16 protein-coding genes are annotated in these 19,139 nt (G+C 66.6%); 7 read left to right on the forward strand and 9 right to left on the reverse strand.

Annotation, left to right across the window (positions count from 1 at the left end; all coding sequences use genetic code 11):
• Positions 1-4 precede the first annotated feature (4 nt).
• Positions 5-640 carry an orotate phosphoribosyltransferase gene (gene pyrE, locus VVD47_RS15155; protein WP_327604327.1) on the reverse strand — a complete coding sequence of 212 codons (636 nt, stop codon included), beginning with the start codon at positions 638-640 and terminating at the stop codon, positions 5-7.
• Between the two features lie 33 nt (positions 641-673).
• Here pyrE and VVD47_RS15160 point away from each other — a divergent pair, with 33 nt between their 5' ends.
• Together VVD47_RS15160 and VVD47_RS15165 are read left to right on the forward strand one after the other, a co-directional pair.
• Positions 674-1,447, forward strand: a complete 774-nt coding sequence (locus VVD47_RS15160) for an exodeoxyribonuclease III (RefSeq protein WP_327604328.1) — start codon at positions 674-676, stop codon at positions 1,445-1,447.
• 61 nt (positions 1,448-1,508) lie between these two features.
• A complete protein-coding gene (locus tag VVD47_RS15165; RefSeq protein WP_327604329.1) occupies positions 1,509-2,066 on the forward strand; it encodes a hypoxanthine-guanine phosphoribosyltransferase in 558 nt (185 codons plus the stop codon).
• Between the two features lie 25 nt (positions 2,067-2,091).
• Here the strand turns inward: VVD47_RS15165 and VVD47_RS15170 are convergent, their stop codons facing one another.
• From VVD47_RS15170 to VVD47_RS15195, 6 genes are all read right to left on the reverse strand, one after another.
• Positions 2,092-5,394, reverse strand: coding sequence for an EAL domain-containing protein (locus VVD47_RS15170; RefSeq protein WP_327604330.1), 3,303 nt, complete (start codon positions 5,392-5,394; stop codon positions 2,092-2,094).
• Positions 5,395-5,544: 150 nt separating this feature from the next.
• The gene (locus tag VVD47_RS15175) at positions 5,545-6,264 is read right to left on the reverse strand and encodes a uracil-DNA glycosylase family protein (protein WP_327604331.1); all 720 of its coding nucleotides are present in this window, start codon (positions 6,262-6,264) and stop codon (positions 5,545-5,547) included.
• Between the two features lie 7 nt (positions 6,265-6,271).
• Positions 6,272-7,756, reverse strand: coding sequence for an AmpG family muropeptide MFS transporter (locus tag VVD47_RS15180; RefSeq protein WP_327604332.1), 1,485 nt, complete (start codon positions 7,754-7,756; stop codon positions 6,272-6,274).
• A gap of 29 nt (positions 7,757-7,785) precedes the next feature.
• The gene (metW, locus tag VVD47_RS15185) at positions 7,786-8,388 is read right to left on the reverse strand and encodes a methionine biosynthesis protein MetW (RefSeq protein WP_327604333.1); all 603 of its coding nucleotides are present in this window, start codon (positions 8,386-8,388) and stop codon (positions 7,786-7,788) included.
• Between the two features lie 2 nt (positions 8,389-8,390).
• Positions 8,391-9,518: a homoserine O-succinyltransferase MetX gene (metX, locus tag VVD47_RS15190; protein WP_327604334.1), complete on the reverse strand. Its 1,128-nt coding sequence runs from the start codon at positions 9,516-9,518 to the stop codon at positions 8,391-8,393.
• Positions 9,519-9,975: 457 nt separating this feature from the next.
• Positions 9,976-10,701, reverse strand: coding sequence for a GntR family transcriptional regulator (locus tag VVD47_RS15195; protein ID WP_327604335.1), 726 nt, complete (start codon positions 10,699-10,701; stop codon positions 9,976-9,978).
• 238 nt (positions 10,702-10,939) lie between these two features.
• On the opposite strand from VVD47_RS15195, the gene mtgA reads away from it, so the two are divergent.
• Together mtgA and mgtE are read left to right on the forward strand one after the other, a co-directional pair.
• Positions 10,940-11,632: a monofunctional biosynthetic peptidoglycan transglycosylase gene (gene mtgA, locus VVD47_RS15200; protein ID WP_327604336.1), complete on the forward strand. Its 693-nt coding sequence runs from the start codon at positions 10,940-10,942 to the stop codon at positions 11,630-11,632.
• 173 nt (positions 11,633-11,805) lie between these two features.
• The gene (gene mgtE / locus VVD47_RS15205) at positions 11,806-13,248 is read left to right on the forward strand and encodes a magnesium transporter (protein ID WP_327604337.1); all 1,443 of its coding nucleotides are present in this window, start codon (positions 11,806-11,808) and stop codon (positions 13,246-13,248) included.
• 621 nt (positions 13,249-13,869) lie between these two features.
• Here the strand turns inward: mgtE and VVD47_RS15210 are convergent.
• Positions 13,870-14,778, reverse strand: coding sequence for a dienelactone hydrolase family protein (locus VVD47_RS15210; protein ID WP_327604338.1), 909 nt, complete (start codon positions 14,776-14,778; stop codon positions 13,870-13,872).
• Complete coding sequence (gene lgt, locus VVD47_RS15215; protein WP_327604651.1) at positions 14,775-15,584, reverse strand: prolipoprotein diacylglyceryl transferase; 810 nt, start codon at positions 15,582-15,584, stop codon at positions 14,775-14,777. Before lgt ends, VVD47_RS15210 begins: the two co-directional genes overlap by 4 nt.
• A 270-nt stretch (positions 15,585-15,854) precedes the next feature.
• Between lgt and VVD47_RS15220 the strand changes: the two genes are divergently transcribed.
• The 3 genes from VVD47_RS15220 (at position 15,855) to VVD47_RS15230 (ending at position 19,126) form a co-directional block, all read left to right on the forward strand.
• Entirely contained in the window at positions 15,855-17,036 is a 1,182-nt protein-coding gene (locus VVD47_RS15220; RefSeq protein ID WP_327604339.1) for an HPP family protein, read from the forward strand.
• Positions 17,037-17,339: 303 nt separating this feature from the next.
• The gene (locus tag VVD47_RS15225) at positions 17,340-18,440 is read left to right on the forward strand and encodes a ParA family protein (protein ID WP_327604340.1); all 1,101 of its coding nucleotides are present in this window, start codon (positions 17,340-17,342) and stop codon (positions 18,438-18,440) included.
• Positions 18,441-18,442: 2 nt separating this feature from the next.
• Positions 18,443-19,126 carry a RelA/SpoT domain-containing protein gene (locus VVD47_RS15230; RefSeq protein WP_327604341.1) on the forward strand — a complete coding sequence of 228 codons (684 nt, stop codon included), beginning with the start codon at positions 18,443-18,445 and terminating at the stop codon, positions 19,124-19,126.
• Positions 19,127-19,139: the final 13 nt, after the last annotated feature.

The raw sequence follows: 19,139 nt of genomic DNA on the forward strand, positions 1-19,139 counted from the left end.
GGCATCACACTCCGTAGGTGTCGCGATAGCGCTGTACGGCCGGCAGGTGGGTTGCCAGTTCCGGGCTATCGGCAATGAAAGCCATCAGGTCGCGCAGGTTAGCCACCGCCACGACCGGCACGTCGAACTGCGCCTGTACTTCCTGCACCGCGCTCAGTGCGCCGGTGCCGCGTTCCATGCGGTCCAGCGCAATCAGCACGCCAGCCACTTCGGCGCCCTGGCCGCGGATGATCTCCACCGATTCGCGTACCGAGGTGCCCGCCGAGATGACGTCGTCGAGGATCAGCACGCGGCCCTTCAGCGGTGCGCCTACCAGGGTGCCGCCTTCGCCGTGGTCCTTGGCTTCCTTGCGGTTGAAGCAGAACGGCGTGTTGCGGCCGGCGGCGGCCAGCTGCATGGAGGTGCCGGCCACCAGCGGGATGCCCTTGTAGGCCGGCCCGAACAGCATGTCGAAGCCGATGCCGGAGGCCTCGATCGCCTGGGCGTAGTAACCGCAAAGCTCGCCGAAGGACGAACCATCGTCGAAAAGCGCCGTGTTGAAGAAGTACGGCGACAGACGACCGGCCTTGGTCTTGAACTCACCGAAACGGAGCACACCCTTGCGCACCGAGAGTGCGAGAAAATCGCGGCTAAAATCCACGTTCCTGTCATTCCTCTGGACGAAACCCGGCCGATGTTACGCGTCATCACGTTGAACCTCAACGGCATCCGATCTGCCGCCAATAAGGGCTTTTTCGAATGGCTGGCACAGCAGAACGCCGATGTCGTCTGCCTGCAGGAGGTCAAGGCGCAGGAGGCCGATCTCGCTGCGCACATGCTGGCTCCGGCCGGTTTCCATGGCTATTTCCACTGCGCCGAGAAGAAGGGCTACAGCGGCGTGGCCGTCTACTCGAAGCAGAAACCGCTGGCCGTGAAGAGCGGGGTCGGGGTGCCGGAGTTCGATGCCGAGGGGCGCTACATCCAGGCCGATTTTGACGATTTCAGCCTAGTCTCCCTCTACCTGCCTTCCGGCTCCAGCTCCGAGGAGCGTCAGCAGGCCAAGTTCCGCTTCATGGAAATCTTCCTGCCCTTGCTCGCCACGCTGGCGGCCAGCGGGCGCGAAACCATCGTGTGCGGCGACTGGAATATCGCCCACAAACAGATCGACCTGAAGAACTGGCGCAGCAACCAGAAGAACTCCGGCTTCCTGCCCGAGGAGCGCGCCTGGCTGTCGCGCGTGCTGGAGGAGCTGGGCTGGGTGGACGTCTATCGCCGCCTGCACCCGGACACCACCAGCGAGTGCTACACCTGGTGGAGCAACCGCGGCCAGGCCTGGGCCAACAACGTGGGCTGGCGGCTGGACTACCAGCTGGCCACGTCCGGCATCGCGGAGCGTGCGCAAGCGGCCAGCATCTACAAGACGCAGCGGTTTTCCGACCACGCACCGCTGATCATCGACTACGCATGATGCGTATCAGGTTTCCAACCGACCCACGCCGTATCCTTCCGCCATGAACAAGGAGCCCGCCATGCCCAGCCCCCTCGACGATGCACGCCAGGCCATGGCCGAAGCCGACTGCCTGGTGCCCGATCGCGAAGTCGAGACCGCGCTGGACACGATGGCCGCGGCCATCACCGTCCGCCTGAAAGACAGTAATCCCCTGGCCTTCGTGGTGATGAACGGCGGCCTCGTGCTGGCAGGCCGCCTGTTGCCGAAGCTGCCTTTCCCGCTGGAAGTCGCCTACCTGCATGCCACCCGCTATGGCCACGCGCTCAACGGCAACCTGCTGGACTGGCGCGTGCGTCCCACCCAGGACCTGCGTGGCCGCAGCGTGCTGATCCTCGACGACATCCTCGATGAAGGTCACACGCTGAAGGCCATCGTCGAGCACCTGCAGAAGGAAGGCGCGGCCGAGGTGCTGACCGCCGTGCTGGTGCACAAACAGCACGAGCGCAAGGCGGTGCCCGGCATGCGCGCGGACTTCACCGGCGTGGACGTGGCCGACCGTTTCCTGTTCGGCTGCGGCATGGACTACAAGGGCTACTGGCGCAATGCTCCCGGCATCTACGCGCTGAAGGGGCACTGAGCGGCCCTGCGCGTCTGGGGACGGCTCAGCCTTTGGCGGCGATGCTGCGCGCCCGGTACCAGCCTACGAACTCCTCCGCCGGCATCGGCCTGGCCAGCAGGTAGCCCTGGATGCTCTGGCAGCCGCCGCGCTTCAGGTAGTCGCACTGGGCCTCGGATTCGACCCCTTCGGCCACCACCTGCAGGCCGAGGTCGCGCGCCATCGACAGCGTGGCGGTGGTGATCGCCGCGTCTTCCACGTCGCCCGGCAGATCCATCACGAACGAGCGGTCGAGCTTCAGGCGCTCGATCGGCAGGCGCTTGAGGTAGGCCAGGCTGGAGTAGCCGGTGCCGAAGTCGTCCAGGGCCAGGCCGATGCAGGCGGCGCCCAGGCGATGCAGGTTGCTCATCAGCTCGTCGGTGGGCGCCATCAGCGCGCTCTCGGTGATCTCCAGTTCGATCATGCGCGGATCCGCCGCGGTCTCGGCGAGGATCTGTTCCACCCTGTCGACGAAGTTGGCCTGCGCGAACTGCAGGGCCGAGATGTTGATGCCCACCCGCATGCGCAGGCCGGCCTGGGCCCAGCGCACCTGCTGGCGGCAGGCCTCTTCCATGACCCAGTCACCCAGCGGCACGATCATGCCGCTGTCCTCGGCCAGCGGGATGAACTCCATCGGCGGCACCAGGCCGCGTTCCGGATGGCGCCAGCGCAGCAACGCCTCGCAGGCGGTGACCTGCTGCGTGGCGAGATCGAGCTGCGGCTGGTAGTAGAGCGTCAGCTCATGGCGCTCGATGGCACGGCGTAGCGCGGATTCGGTCTGCAGGCGGTCGACCGCGCGCTGGTTCATCTCGGGAATGAAGAAGCGGTAGGTGTTGCGGCCCGCCTGCTTGGCGCCGTACATCGCGACGTCGGCATGCTTGAGCAGGGTGTCGACGTCGTTGCCGTCGTCCGGGAAGGCCGCGATGCCGATGCTCACCGCCACGTTCAGCTCGATCTGGTCGATCAGCACCGGGGCGCGCAGGCTCTCGATGAGCTTGTTGGCGACGATGGCGACGTCCTCGGCGCGGCCGATGCGTGGCAGCAGCACCACGAACTCGTCGCCCCCCAGCCGCGCCAGCACGTCGTAGTCGCGCAGGCACTTGCCGAAGCGGTCGGCCACTTCCGTCAGCAGGCGGTCGCCCACCGGGTGGCCGAGCGAGTCGTTCACCATCTTGAAGCGGTCGAGGTCGAGGAACAGCACGGCGCAACGGTCACCGTGGCGCTGCGCCACCAGCAGGCTGGCGCGCGTGCGCTCGGTCCAGTCCATGCGGTTGGGTAGGCCGGTGAGTGCGTCGTAACGGGCGAGGTACTGGATGTGCGCCTCGGCCTCGCGGGCGGCGGTGACGTTCTGCACCGTGCCGCGCAGGTGCAGGCTGCCGTCGGCGGCCGGCGCGCTCTCGATCTGGAAATGCAGCACCAGCGTTTCGCCGCGCGCGTTGCGCACGGTGCCGTCCAGCGCGGCGGAGCCGGCCTCGTTACGCAGGTGCACCACGGCCAGGTCCAGCGGCGTCTGGTCCTGCGCGGCCACCATCGCCACCAGGTCGGGCCAGTGCAGCAGGCCGCTGTCCGGCAGGCCGAACATGCGCCGCAATTCGTCGGAGCCGTCGATCTGGTCGCCGCTGCCGACCTGCACCCAGCTGCCCATGCGCGCGAGTCGCTGCGCCTCGGCCAGCGTGGCCTGCTGGTCGTGCAGGCGTTCGCCGGCCAGCGCCAGCTCGGAGGTACGGATGCGCACCTGCTCTTCCACGCGGCGGGTGTAGCCGGTGGTGACCAGCAGGAAGATGCCCAGCATGGCGACGATGCCGACGCCGACGGCCAGCGTGGACCACACGGCCCAGCTCGTCACGGCGCTCATGTACTGGTCGTTGGCGCGCAGCACCAGGCTCCAGGGACGGTCGGCGAAGGTGATGGGCACGAACTGCTGCAGGCGCGTGCCGCGGGCGTCCGGTTCGTCGCAGCCTTCCTCGCCGTAGAGGCGCCGGTTGCCGGGCTTGCCCACCATGTCGACGATGCACAGGTCGATGCCGCTGACCGGCATGCCCATCAGCACCGCCGACATTGCGTCGCCCATGCGGAAGGCGCCGGTCACCATGCCCTTGAGCTTGCGGCTGCGGCCCTGGTTGCCGTTGCCCGGGCGTTCGAAGACCGCGAGGTACACCACCACGCCGCGTTGCGAACCCTCTTCCTGGACCAGGCGGATCGCCGCGCTGGCCGCGGGCTGGCCGGTCACCCGGGTCACCGCGATGCCCTCGGTGGCCGCGGGCAGCGACAGCGGGTTCATGCCGACCGCACGTTCGTTGCCGCGCATGGGCTCGACGTAGGTGATCGGCAGGTATTCGTCGGCCTCGCGGGCCGGGAACAACTGGCCGGCATCGTCGCGGTCGAGGACGCGGAAGTCCTGCAGGCCGGCCGCGCGCACCGCACGCTCGAAGCGCTCGCGGTCGGTGGCGGTGACGTAGGTGTTCCACGAGAAGTTCTGGGTGCCCGGGTAGCGCTCCAGCAGGGGCATCACGAAGTCGTGCCACTGCTCGCGGGTCACGTTGTCGCTGACGCTCATCAGGCGCTGCAGGGCGATCAGCATGTCGAGCTGCGCTTCCAGGCGCCGGCTCACCAGGCTGGCGAGGTTCTCGGTGTCGCGCCGGAACTGTGTTTCCACCCGTACCTGTTCCCACTCGCGCACCTGCACGAACGAGAAGGCCAGCACCGCCAGCGCCACCAGCAGGGGCAGGGCCACCACGTTGCGGCGCGGCCGCCATTTTTCGGCCGGTTCGCCGATGAAGGCCAGCACCAGCGGCGCGAAGACCATCACCCCGAGCGTGTCGCCCAGCCACCAGTTCCACCAGCTGAACAGCGCCTCACCGGGATGCAGGGCGCCGCTGAGCACCAGCGTGGGCACCGCCAGGCTGGCGCAGACCAGGCAGCCCAGCGGCGCGACGACGCAGAAGAACAGGACGATGGAGCGGTGGGTGTCCAGCGCGTCGCGCAGGCCCACCAGGCGACGCGCCAGCCAGGTGCCGGCGAGGGCCTGCAGGGTGGCGAACGGGGCCACCAGCAGTGGCCCCCACCAGGCCGGGCCGCTGACGTGGGTGTTGACGCCGGCGGCCAGTTGCACGATCAGCGAGCCCACCAGCACGGCCGGCCACAGGCGGTAGCCATACACCAGCAGGGCCGCCAGGGCGATGCCGGCGGGGGGAAACACCGGCGCGGCGTAGCCGGGCGGCACGGCGATCTGCAGCGACAGCCAGCCCGTCACGGCATAGATCGCCGCGAGCAGGGCGCCCGTCATGCCGGGAAGACGCAGGAGCTTCATCGACGCAGTCGGCAGGTCCGGCTCCTTGGCCGCGTGGTTGGAGGGAGCGACCGGTCGTGTCGCGCAGCCGCGCGTCACCCGGTGCCTTCACTGGTGTTATCGGTCACTCTAACGGACCGGTCACCTCAAAACATGAGTCGGGATCAAGCTTCAGGCGTGCCAGATGCCCTGTTCCACGAGTTGTTTCGTCGCGGCGGCCGACCAGCCGCGATTGGCCGCCGGGCTGGCCGGGCTGGGGTGCAGCACGCGGCCGAACCTGACCGACAGGCCGGCGCAGGCGGCGCGGGCGCGGGTTTCGCTCCAGGCGCCGACCCCGATCACCCACTCCGCCTGCAGCGCCTCGACAAGCGTGCGCAGGTGGGCGTCGCAGGCTGCCAGCAGGGGCACCTGCTCGGCGGCCGGCAACTTGTCGGGCGTGGCATTGCGGCCGCCCTCGAAGAACGCCAGCGGACAATAGTTGGCCACGAAATGATCGGCGAAGAAATCGTCCGCCGCGCCGAAGCGTTCGGCGAACAGGCCCCACAGGCGGCGCCCGCTGACTTCGGAGCGCGGGCAGGCGAAGCCCTCGATCGGGCGGGCGGGGTTCTCCACCGGCGGCTTCGTCACCGCGGCTTCGATGCCCATCCAGTCGCGCACCGCGGCGATCTCGCCGAAGGGCACGCCGGTCTGCACCATGCCGAAGGGGCCCGGGTTCATGCCGAGGAACACCACCCGCCGCGGCGCGTTGCCGAAGCGGCGCAGGTAGAGCTCGTGCGGCGCCCAGGCGTAGGTCAGCGGGTCATACACGTGGGTGATGGGCGCGGCGAAGCGCATCGGCGCCAGTGCTTCGGAAAGCGTGCGGGCTGCGGCGATCAGGGTGTCGGCAATCATGGACGGATCAGTCGTCGGCGGGGCCGCTGGTGGCGGGCGCGGTGAGCGCGCGGATGGCCGCACGCATCCACCACACCATGACCACGCCGGGCACCGCGATCAGGATGGAGAACAGGAAGAACACCGGCCAGCCCAGGCTGGCCGACAGCACGCCGGACAGCGGGCTGACGTAGATGCGGCCGACCGCGGCGAAGGCCGACAGCAGCGCGTAATGGGTGGCGGTGAAGCGGCTGTTGCACAGCCCCATCAGCAGGCCGACGAAGGCCACCGTGCCCATGCCGCCGGTGATGTTCTCGCCGGCGATCACCGTCATCAGCAGCCAGTCCAGCGCCGCCGGTTCGGTCAGCGCCATGAAGCCCCAGTCGAAGGGCTGCACCATCACCGAGCCCCAGGCGCCGCGGCCCAGCGAGGCCAGCACGTAGAAGCCGAGGTTGGAGACGAGCTGCAGCACGCCGAACAGCAGCAGTGCGCGGTACAGCTTGAGGCGCAGCATCAGCAGGCCGCCGAGGATGCCGCCGAGGATGGTCAGCCAGAGGCCGATGAGCTTGTTGGCGATGCCGACTTCCGCCTGCGTGAAGGCCATGCCCTTGATGAGGAAAGGCGTCGTCAGGCTGCCGGCGAAGGCGTCACCCAGCTTGTAGAGGATGATCAGCAGCAGGAAGGCGCCGGCCCCGCTCTGCGCGAAGTAGCTGGTGAGCGAGGCGTTGAGCGTTTCGAAGCGCGCCTTCTTCGCCGCCCACCAGGCCATCGGCAACGCCACCGCGATCTCGGTGACGACGAACAGCAGCTGCACCCAGCGGTTCCTGTCGTCGATGTCGAAGCCCAGCCCCTGCAGCGCCAGGCGGGCGATCCAGTAGCCGGCCAACACGCCCAGCAGCATGGCGAGAAAGCCGCGCAGGTCGTTGCCGGCGTCGGTCTTCAGCGGCGCGTTGCCGGCGATGCGCGGGGTCGCCAGCGCGGTGACGAGCGCCAGCCCCAGCATGATGGCGGCCATGGTGCGATACACCGTAGGCCAGTCCCACTGGTCGGCCCAGATCAGCGCGATGCCGCCGGACACGATCATCGCCAGGCGGTAGCCGAAGACGTGCACCGAGGCACCGAGGCCGTGTTCCGACTTGTCGGCGAGCAGGTCGGTTCGGTAGGCGTCTACCACCACGTCCTGCGAGGCCGACAGGAAGGCCACCAGCACGGCCGCCGCCGCGAACAGCGCCGGCTGCGCCGCCGGTGCGACGCCCGCCATGAAGAACAGCGTCGCCGCCAGGCCCAGTTGCGACAGGGCCACCCAGCCGCGCCGCCGGCCGAGCCAGGGCGGCTCGAAGCGGTCCATCAGCGGGGCCCACAGGAACTTGAAGGTGTAGGGCAGGCCGACCAGGCCGAGGAAACCGATGGTGACGATGTCGACGCCGTCCACCGTCAGCCAAGCCTGCATGGCCTGCCCGGTCAGCGCCAGCGGCAGGCCGGACGCAAAGCCCAGCAACAGGATGGCGGCCATGCGCCACCCGCGCTGGAGCCGTGCGGCGTTCAAGCGGCTGCCCGCCCCAGGCGGTAGATCGCCACGCTGGCGAAGTTGTTCGGGTCGATGGTGATCTCGCGATCCTCGTCGAAGGCGAAGCGCTCGCGCACCACGATGCCGCGCTGCGCGCACAGCTCCTCGAAGTCCGACATGGTGAAGAAACGGACGTTGGGCGTGTTGTACCACTGGTAGGGCAGGCTGCGGCTCACCGGCATGTGCCCTTCCGCCAGCGAATCGCGGTGCGGCCAGTAGCCGAAGTTCGGGAAGCTGACGATGGCCTCGCGGCCGACGCGCAGCATCTCGGCGAGGATGCCTTCGGTATTGCGCACCGCCTGCAGCGACTGGCTCATCACCACCGCGTCGAACTGCGCGTCCTCGAAGCCGGCCAGGCCCTGCTCCAGGTCGATCTGCAGTACCGGCACGTCGTTGCGGATGCACTCCACCACGTGTGCCGTGTCGCGCTCGATGCCGTAGCCGCTGACGCCGCGTACGGTCATCAGGTGGCGCAGCAGCGTGCCGTCACCGCAGCCCAGGTCCAGCACGCGGGCGCCCTGCGGCACCCAGCGGGCAATCACGTCATGGTCGAAGCGGACGTCCTGAAGATGCACCATCGTCACACCTCGATGTTCTGGAAGTAGGCCCGCAGCGCCGCGTGGTAGTGCGCGTCGTCGAGCAGGAAGGAGTCGTGGCCGGCGTCGCTGTCCAGCTCCGCGTAGGTCACGCGGCGGCGGTTGTGCAGCAGCGCGAACACCAGCTCGCGCGAGCGTTGCGGCGAGAAGCGCCAGTCGGTGCTGAAGCTGGCGATGAAGAAGTCGGCCTGCGCCCGCGCCAGCGCCGCCTGCAGGTCGCCGTCGTAGGCGAAGGCCGGATCGAAGTAGTCCAGCGCCTTGGTGGTCAGCAGGTAGGTGTTGGCGTCGAAGAAACCGGCGAACTTGTCACCCTGGTAGCGCAGGTAGGACTCGATCTCGAAGTCGATGTCGTAGTGGTACTTGTGCTCGCCGTGGCGCAGGCGCCGGCCGAATTTCTCGGCCATCGCGTCGTCGGACAGGTAGGTGATGTGGCCGATCATGCGTGCCAGGCGCAGGCCGTTGGTGGGCACCGTGCCCTGCGCGTAGTAGTCGCCGCCGTAGAACTCCGGGTCGGTCAGGATGGCCTGCCGCGCCACTTCGTTGAAGGCGATGTTCTCGGCCGACAGCTTGGGCGCGGCGGCGATGACCATGCCGTGGCGCACGCGCTTCGGATAGCGCAGCGTCCAGTCCAGCGCCTGCATGCCGCCCAGGCTGCCGCCGAGTACCGCGGCCCAGGTCTGGATGCCCAGCTGGTCGGCCAGGCGCGCTTGCGCGTCCACCCAGTCTTCCACCGTCACGAAGGGAAAGGCGGCGCCCCAGGGCTTGCCGGTCGCCGGGTTGAGCGACATCGGGCCGGTGCTGCCGTAGCAGCCGCCCAGGTTGTTCACGCCGACGACGAAGAACTTGTCGGTGTCCAGCGGCTTGCCGGGGCCGACGAGGTTGTCCCACCAGCCCAGCGATTTCGCGTCATGCGCATAGGTGCCGGCGACGTGGTGCGAGCCGGACAGCGCATGGCACACCAGCACCGCGTTGTTCGCACTGGCGTTGAGCGTGCCGTAGGTTTCGAAGACGAGGTCGAAGGCCGGCAGCACGCCGCCGCTTCTGAGCGTGAGCGGGGCATCGAAGTGCGCGCGCTGCGGGGTGACGGTGCCGACCGATCCGGGTGCAGTCATGAGGGGAGCGAATGAAACGCGGGTACCAATGAAAAAACCCGGTGCGAGTCAGGAGGCTCGGACCGGGTATGTCCTCGATTTAGCTGGATTTGTTACGCGCCCGCAATCTGAGCCAAATCGGCGCGATGACGGGAAGCTACCCCCGCAGGGTGGCGCTTGTCAAACCGGAGGCGTCGGTGGAAGGGCGGCCGGAAGGAGGCGGTGCGCGCCGCAAAAAGAACGGGATGACGATCGCCATCCCGTGCTGAACCGCGAGGGGTCGCGGTCTGGAGCCAACAAAAAAAGCCATCGCGACGAGCAGGTCGCCATGGCTGGGAGCGAAGCTACCAAAGGAGTCCGGCGCCAGATCGTGCGCGGGGAAATATATGTTTGGCCGCGCATGGGCGGCCTCTCGTGGCGCGTGACGGCCAGCGTGTTGTGGCCCCGGGGTTGTCGATCTTCCCGGCGCGCTGCGACTTCAGTCGGCGCTGACCACGATGCCGTTCACCACCACGTGGTTGGCGTTGCCGAAGCGCGCTTCCAGCAGCATCAGGGTGCGGCTGAAATGCTCGCGCAGCAGGCGGCTGGCCAAGGCGGCATCGCGCCCGATCGCGGCCTCCATGATGGTGCGGTGCTCGTCCGGCGTGTTGCGCTGGGACTCGCTGTGCACGTCACCGAGAAAGCGGTAGCGGCCGGCCTGGAACATGAGCTCGTCGGACAGTCGCATCAGCCAGGCCGAACCGGCCGCGCCGATCAGGGCGCGGTGGAAATCACAGTGCAGCGACTCCCAGTGGCGACCGGCTTCGTCCAGGCCGGTGCCGCGTTCGGCGGCCAGCAGGGCGGCGTGCGCCGCCACCAGCGCCGCTTCCCACCTGGGGTTGGCATTCGCCACGGCCTGTTCCAGCGCCTGGCAGTCCACCAGGCAACGCGCCTGCACCAGCTCGCGGAACTCCCGCAGGCTGGCGGGGCGCACGTAGAAGCCGCGCTGCTCGCGGTGCTCCACGAAGTTCTCGCTGGACAGGCGGTTGAGCGCCTCGCGCACCGGATTCACGCCGATGCGGTAGCGCGCCGCCATTTCGTCGATGGCCAGCTTCTCGCCCGGCGCCAGCAGGCTGTGGATGATGTCGCTGCGCAGGCGGTCGTAGACGGCCTTCACGGCGGTGGGCTTGGCGGTGACGCTGGCGGGGGAGATGGCGATATGCATGCTGCGGCTCGGCTGTGTCGGTCCTGTCCGTGGCCGGCGGAATGACATTGCCGCGACGAACAGCGCGCATTTTGCCAACCAGCGAACAATTAAGGCACAACTCTGTCACGCCGTCCGGCGGGAACCGCATCAGGGCTTAGCCTTACATGCGACGGCAGCCTGCCGTCGCACAGGCTTGAAGACGCCCGCGCCGTCTGCCAAGCTCGCGGCCTCGCCACCGCATCGCCAACCCGCGCACATGAAGAAAGCCGGCCACTGGGTCCGCCGCATCCTCCTCGGCCTCGTCCTCCTCGTGCTCGTCTACCACTTGTGGCTGCTCGGCCACGTGCTGTGGTGGAAGTGGATGCCGCCGGGCGAAACCAGCTTCATGGACATCCGCCTGTCCGAGCTGCGCGAGAAGGACCCCAAGGCCGAGCTGCGCTACACCTGGGTGGCCTACGAGCGCATCTCGCCGCACCTGAAGCGCGCCGTCATCGCGGCGGAGGACGACAAGTTCGTCGACCACGAGGGCTTCGACTGGGAGGGCATCCAGAAAGCCATCGAGAAGAACCAGAAGAAGGGCAAGCCGGTGCGCGGCGGCTCCACCATCAGCCAGCAACTGGCCAAGAACCTGTTCCTCACGCCGGCGCGCAGCTACGTGCGCAAGGCCGAGGAAGCGATCATCACCCTGATGATCGAGGCCCTGTGGGACAAGCGCCGCATCCTCGAGGTGTATCTCAACGTGGTGGAGTGGGGCAACGGCGTGTTCGGCGCGGAGGCGGCGGCCCGGCGTTACTACAACACCTCCGCCGCCCAGCTCGGCCCCGGCCAGGCCGCGCGCCTCGCGGTGATGCTGCCCAACCCCCGGCGCTACGAGAAGAGCTTCGGCCCCCGCCTGGCCGCCCATGCCGCTCGCATCGAATCGCGCATGCGGTACTCCGAGATTCCCTGAGCCGCGTTAGTCGCCGGGCGCGGGCAGCCGGCTCGCGCACCAGGTGCCGGGCCGCAGGCCGTGCGTCACGCCACGCGTCACGTGCCCGGCCTTGCTACTCCTGACTGTCACAACTTTGCAGCTACACTCGGGCCTTGCACCGCAGCAAGCCCGACGAAGGGAATCGCCTCCTCATGGCCCAGGTCGAACCACTCCAGCACAGCGACGACGTCCAGCACACCCTGCGTGAAGTGCAGGCCCTGCTCGGCCGCCAGAAGCTGGAGGAGGAGCTGGTCCATCGCCAGAGCGGGCCGAAGCACGACCTCGTCGAAGGCCTGGTGCACAAGCAGAATATCGCGCGCATGAGCAAGAAGCTCGGCTCGCTGCACCCGGCCGACATCGCCTACATCCTCGAAGCGCTGCCGCTGGACGACCGCCTGTTCATCTGGGACCTGGTGCGCGGCGAGAACGACGGCGAGATCCTGCTCGAAGTCTCCGACGCGGTGCGCGAGACGCTCATCGAGACGATGAACAACGCCGAGCTGGTGGCCGCCGCCGAACAGCTCGACGCCGACGAACTGGCCGACCTCGCGCCCGACCTGCCGAAGGACGTCATCGAGGACGTGTACCTCGGCATGGACGCCGAGGAGCGCGAGCAGCTGCGCGCCGCCATGTCCTACCCCGACGACGCCGTCGGCGCGCTGATGGACTTCGAGATGGTGACGGTGCGCGAGGACGTCACGCTGGAAGTGGTGATGCGCTACCTGCGCCGCTTCGACGAGCTGCCGGACCACACCGACCAGCTCTTCGTGATCGACCGCGAGGAGCGCCTGCGCGGCGTGCTGCCGCTGGGCACCCTGCTGATCAACGACCTGGAGGCCACGGTGGGCGACGTGATGCTCACCGACATGCTGAGCCTGCACCCCGCCGACAACGCCGAGGACGCCGCGCGCGCCTTCGAGCGCTACGACCTGGTGTCGGCGCCGGTCATCAACCGCGACCGTTCGCTGGTGGGCCGCGTGACGGTGGCCGCGGTGGTGGACTTTATCCGCGAGCAGTCGGAAGTCGAGCTGCTCAACCAGGCCGGCCTGAAGGAAGAGGAAGACATCTTCGCGCCGGTGATCGACTCGGTGCGCAACCGCTGGCGCTGGCTGGCGATCAACCTCGTCACCGCCTTCGTCGCCTCGCGGGTCATCGGCCTCTTCGAAGGCTCCATCGAGAAGCTGGTCGCGCTGGCCACGCTGATGCCCATCATCGCTGGCATCGGTGGCAACTCCGGCAACCAGACCATCACCATGATCGTGCGTGCCATCGCCATGGACGCCGTGCGCCCCGACATGCTCAAGCAGCTGCTGCGCAAGGAGATGGGCGTGGCGATGATCAACGGCGTGGTGTGGGGCGGCGTGCTCGGCGTGGCCGCCTGGCTGCTCTATGGCAACTGGGAGCTGGGCGCGGTGATGACGGTGGCCACCACGCTGAACCTGATGCTCGCCGCATCGATGGGGGTGCTGATCCCCTTCGCCATGATGCGCGCCGGCCGCGACCCGGCGCTGGGCTCGTCGGTGCTGATCACGGCCTGCACCGATTCCGGTGGCTTCTTCATCTTCCTGGGGCTGGCGGCGCTGCTGCTGATGTGAGGTCGTCGCCCACGTTGTCGGTGCGCAGAACGTGGGTGCCCAGCGCCACTGGATATTGCAGGAGAGGTGGTTGCGACCGCTGCGTCACGCGGCTGTGTCCGGCGCCTGTCGCGGGGCAGTCACCCCTGTCATCTCGAACCCCGTCATTCCTGCGGAGGCAGGAATCCAGCGACGCTGGTTTTCGTCTTTGGTTTTGTTCTGCCGGCTCGCGCCATGGGGAGTTGGTTGATCCTGAAGCTGATGCCGGGACTCGCCCCGGCGGGCGAGGTACTTTCTTTGTGCGGACAAAGAAAGTACCCAAAGAAAGCCGCCCCGCTTCCGCCGCCCCTTCGGGGTCCCCTGCGCTGCGCGCCATGACGAGCGGCTGCGCAACTCGCCCTCGCTGCGCTCGCAGCTCAGACATGCTCGCCGTCGCGCTGCGCGCGATCCCTCGTCACGGCTGTGCTGCTCGGCGGCTGCAGAGGGGGAGGGGGGCGTGCCCATAGCGCCGCGTCGGGTGTCAGTGGCAGTAGGTTGGTGCTGAGCGTTGCTAAGCCCAATAGGCGGGCAGGGTGCCGGCGATTTTCATCAAGGGCGAGCGACGCAGGAGTGGCGGATCCGGAAGAACCGACCTGCAGCGCCTTATAGCTGGCGCTGCAGAAACTCCATGACGGTACGGCGCATCGCTGTGGTCTCCACATGCGCGCAGTCGAAGCGCGCGAGCTGCCAGCCCTCCGGCGCGCCGGCCCGGGCATACACCTCGCGCACGTGGGCGTCGACGTGCGCAACGCCTTCCAGCGGTGCCTTCGGGTCCTGTTCGCCGACACAGGCGAGGTGCGCGCGCGGGGCGATCAGGCCGACGATGTCGGCGGTGTTGAACTGCTTCAGCAGCCTGGGCACGTAGCAGTAGAAGTTGTGCTCGCTGAGCTTGCCGGCATCCACCAGGGTGGCGTAGTCGACCAGGCAGCACATCTCGGCGCACACCTTGATGCGTGGTTCCAGCGCCGCCAGCCACCAGCTCGCCAGGCTGCCCATGGAAAAGCCCGTCGTGGCGATGCGCGCGGTGTCCACGTCGTCGCGCGTGTGCAGGTAATCCACCGCACGCAGCGCGTCGAAGACCATCATTCCCCACAGCACCTGGCCGCGTAGCAGCATGGCCTTGAAGGTGTCGTGCTCCGAGCTGTGGTTGCGCTGGCCGAAGCACCAGGCGTCGATGCACAGCGCGGCGTAGCCGGCCTGTGTCAGCGTGCGGGCATAGGGCTCGTCGAGCAGTACGCCGGCATGGCTTTCCAGCAGCTCGTTCTTGCCCAGCGCGTGATTGCCGCCATGCGCGTGGTGATAGATCACCGTCGGCAGGCGGCCTTCCGCCTCCAGGGGCCGCACGAAGAAGGCGGGCACCTTCTCGATGCCGTTGAGATCGAGCTCCAGCTTTTCCAGCCAGTAGCCGTCGTGTTCGCCGGCCTCGACCACCCGCGCCTTCACCGCGGCGTCGCGCGGCGGCAGGTCGCCCAGCAGGGCCAGCAGCGCGTCGCGCCGGGATGCCGCGCTCATCGTGCCGGGCGGGTGGTGCCGGAATAGTCGGCGCGGCGGTAGGCCCACACCATCATGAGGATGCCGGCGATGATCATCGGCAGCGACAGCCACTGGCCCATCGACAGGCCGAAGCCAAGCAGGCCCAGGAAGTCGTCGGGCTGGCGACCGAACTCGGCGAGGAAGCGGAACACGCCGTAGCCGGTGAGGAAGAAGCCGGACACCGCCGCGCGCGGCCGTGCCTTGCCGGAGAACCACCACAGCAGCGCGAACAGCAGCAGCCCCTCGCCGAAGAACTGGTAGAGCTGCGAGGGGTGGCGCGGCAGGTTGTCCACCTGCGGAAAGATCATCGCCCAGGGCACGTCGGTCACGCGGCCCACCAGCTCGCCGTTGATGAAGTTGCCCATGCGCCCGGCCGCCAGCCCGGTCGGCACCAGCGGCGCGACGAAGTCGCCCACCTGCAGGAAGCTCCGGTTGGTCTTGCGGCCGAACAGCCACAGCGCCACCAGCACGCCCAGCAGGCCGCCATGGAACGCCATGCCACCCTGCCATACGTAGAGGATCTCCAGCGGGTGCTGCAGGTAGTACATCGGCTTGTAGAACAGCACGTAGCCCAGGCGCCCGCCCAGCACCACGCCCAGCACACCGTAGAACAGCAGGTTGTCGAGGTCCTCCGCCGTCCAGCCCCGCTCCGGGCCGCTGCGGGCGCGGTAGCGGCCCAGCACGATGAACAGCACGAAGGCCACCAGGTACATCAGCCCGTACCAGCGGATCGCCAGCGGGCCGACGGACAAGGCAATGGGGTCGAATTGCGGGTGCACCAGCATGGGCGTGACCGGTTCCATGAAAGAGGCGCCGATTGTCGCACACCCCCCGCGGACGCCCTGCGCGCGGCCCTGCCGGCGGGCGGGCAGGTAAGTAGGCAGCTAAGTAGGCAGGTAAGATGCGCGCCTACCCGACGGTGCCGTCGCCGGCGGGTGCCTGCTGCGTCAATGTTGCCGCTGCGCGTTGAATGGTTGAATGGGCTGTGTGCGTGCTTTCCGCGCGTGCGTGCCCGTCGTTCGCCCACTGTTCCCCATACCCGCCAGGCACCGCCCATGACCTTCCAGGCATCCGACGACGCCGTCCGCCAGCCGGACATTCCCCCGCCCTCCTTGCGCCGCCGCCTGCAGGCCTGGCTGCGAGCCTTCCTGCCCGCACCGGTGCGCATCGACGCCCGCGAACGCTGGCGTGCCTGTGGCGGTGCCGCGCTGGGCATCCTCGTCGCCGGCCTGCTCAGCCACTGGCTGGCCGGCCCCGCCGCCAATGCCTGGCTGGTCGCGCCGCTGGGGGCCAGCGCCGTGCTGGTCTTCGCCGTGCCGGCCAGCCCGCTGGCCCAGCCCTGGTCGGTCATCGGCGGCAACACGCTGTCGGCGGCCATCGGCGTGGCCTGCGCGCTGTGCGTGCCGGACACCGATCTCGCCGCCGCGCTGGCCGTCAGCCTGGCCGTCGGCCTGATGTTCGCCGCGCGTTGCCTGCATCCTCCCGGCGGCGCCTCGGCGCTGCTCGCGGTGCTGAGCCAGCAAAACAGCTTCGAGTTCGCGCTGTTCCCGGTGCTGCTGAACTCCGCCCTGCTGGTGCTGGCCGGCGTGCTCTACAACAGCGCCACCGGCCGCCGCTACCCGCATACGCAGCAGACGCCCGGCACCACGCCCACGCGCTTCAGCAGCGCGGATCTCGACGCCGCGCTGGCCCACTACAACCAGGTGCTCGACGTCAGCCGCGACGACCTGCAGGCCCTGCTGCACCACGCCGAGACCGCCGCCTTCCAGCGCAAGCTGGGCGACCTGTCCTGCGCGGACATCATGGCGCAGCCGGTGTTGTCGGTAGAGTTCGGCACGCCCCTGCGCGACGCCTGGGCGCTGATGCGCGAACGTCGCATCAAGGCCCTGCCGGTGATCGACCGCGTGCAGCGCATCGTCGGCATCGTGACCGTGGCCGACTTCATGCGCCACGCCGACCTCGACGCCCCGCACGACGGTATCGCCGCCCGCCTGCGCGCGCTACTGCGTCCCACCGGCACCACGCACTCCGACAAGCCCGAAGTCGTCGGCCAGATCATGACCCGCCAAGTCCGCGTCGCCAGCGCCCACCGCCCGGTGATGGAACTGGTGCCGCTGTTCTCCGAGGGCGGCCACCACCACATCCCGATCATCAACGACGAACGCAGGCTGGTGGGGATCATCACGCAGTCGGACCTGGTGCGGGCGCTGTATGGCGCTGTGGAGGTGGGGCGGTGAGGTTGTGCCGGGTTGCGAGAGTCGTGTGGCGCGTCAGCAGCCTTCTCTGAGCTGTTCACTGCATACCCGATTGGCATGCGTCGTGAGTAGTGGTTACACTCGCCACGCCTTTTGCGGGCTTACACCTGCCACCACAGCGCTCTTTGCGTGAAGCACTTCCTTGGCGATGGTTGTGGGCCATAGGTATCCAGAAGGCACCGGGTTATTCGGTCGCTGTGTGGAACTAATCCACAGCTAAGCCGCGCGGTCCATGAACGAAACTCATCCGATGCATGCTGACTCAGCTTCCCTCCGGAGCTCAACTTGAAAATCATCTCTGTGTTCAATAACAAGGGTGGCGTTGGTAAGTCCACCTTGAGTTTCCATCTCGCGCATGCCCTTGCAGAGCAAGGCATCAAGACACTGATGGTAGATCTTGATCCGCAGTCAAACTTGACGGTTCAGTGCATAGATGCCAGTGCTTTGGAGGCTCTTTGGACAGAAGAAGAGCCATATATCGAGGACTTTCAGGACGCCCAAGAGAACAGCAGCAAGACGTTCGCTGAATTCATTGCCACGCCACGCTCAATTCACTGCCTCTTGAAACCTGTGGAAGACGGCGTTTTCGATTCATTCGGGCTGGGAGAGGTACACAAGCTATCCCCGAAGCTTGGATTAATTCCTGGTCGATTGAGTTTGCATATGTTTGAGGACAAGTTGGCCAAGTCTTGGAGCGATGCATTTTTGGGTGATCCTCAGTCGCTTAGATTGTTGACTGCGATCAGGACAATTTGTCTTGAAGCACAGAAGAAGCACGGCTACGAGGTAGCCATCCTCGACACATCGCCGAGTCTGGGCATGCTCAATCGGGTCATTATTTCGATGTCGACGGGGTTTTTTGTGCCATGCATGCCAGACATGTTCTCTACTTTTGGGCTTACCAACATTGGGCTCGCTCTGAAAACATGGCGCTCGCAATTCGCAACCATGTACAGCGTACTTTCAGACAAAAAACGTGGCGCGTTTCCTGCCCACTTTGTCAAGTTTCTTGGTTATACGCTCTACAATGCTCGGAAACTGGCTGGCCAAAACGAATACGATATTGCAACGGCGCACTACGGCTACGCCAAAAATCTGCCAAAAGTAATTGCGGCGCGCATTCCGGAAGAGTGCTATTCGCACCTAAAGCTAGGCGTCATTGGTAATCCAATTGGCGGCACGTCAATTATCCACTCGCACAACACGCTCCCCGCGATGGCGCAGAAATACCGCTCTCCAATGTGGAAGGTTCCAGCACACCCAGGGCTTCAGCACGAAGACAAGAGCACCGTATCAGGAAATCGTGCGATCTATGAGGAGAAGAAGGCGATGTACCACGCTTTCGCTACCGATCTGATGGCGCGCCTCGAAAACCTGGAGGACTGAGCGTGGAGAAAAATGAACTTCGCGAAAAGTACAAATGCGTTCTCGAAAAATACGAAACGAATCTCGAAGCATTTGAGTTATTTCACAAGCACGTTCGAAATTTTTTTGAAGGTAGGAGTCTGACCAAACACGTGCACTCTGTTAGGCACCGCATGAAGGACATAGACCACTTACTCGAAAAAATAGAACGAAAGAACATTGAGGATGCCGAACTTCCGGACGAGCAGCAGAAGGGGGCTATTGATCAAGATAACGTGTTCTCCCGCATCACGGATGTTGCTGGCGTCAGAGTTCTGCACCTTCATAGATCTCAATTTGGCGCAATTCATCAGGCGCTCATGGCGAAGGTCTCTGATGGCGAGTTCACGTTGTTCGAGGAACCAAAGGCGTACACCTGGGATCCCGAATCGGGGCACTACTTTCAGGGACTTGGACTTCAGAAGGAACTTAAAGATAGCTACTACACCAGCATTCACTATGTACTACGGCCTAACTCAAAGTCCTTGGCTACATGCGAAGTTCAGGTCCGTACATTGCTAGAAGAGGTTTGGGGGGAGGTGGATCACACGATGAACTACCCTGCGCCGACGGCGGACGAGCATTGCCGGGAACAGATTCGAATTCTTGCTCGGCTGGTTGGCGCAGGTACGCATCTCGCTGATTCGATCATGCGACGGTATGGGTAAGCAGGTTCAGTGC

It is taken from the genome of Uliginosibacterium sp. H1 (genome assembly GCF_036017065.1).
In the GTDB taxonomy this organism is placed as follows: Bacteria; Pseudomonadota; Gammaproteobacteria; order Burkholderiales; family Rhodocyclaceae; genus Uliginosibacterium.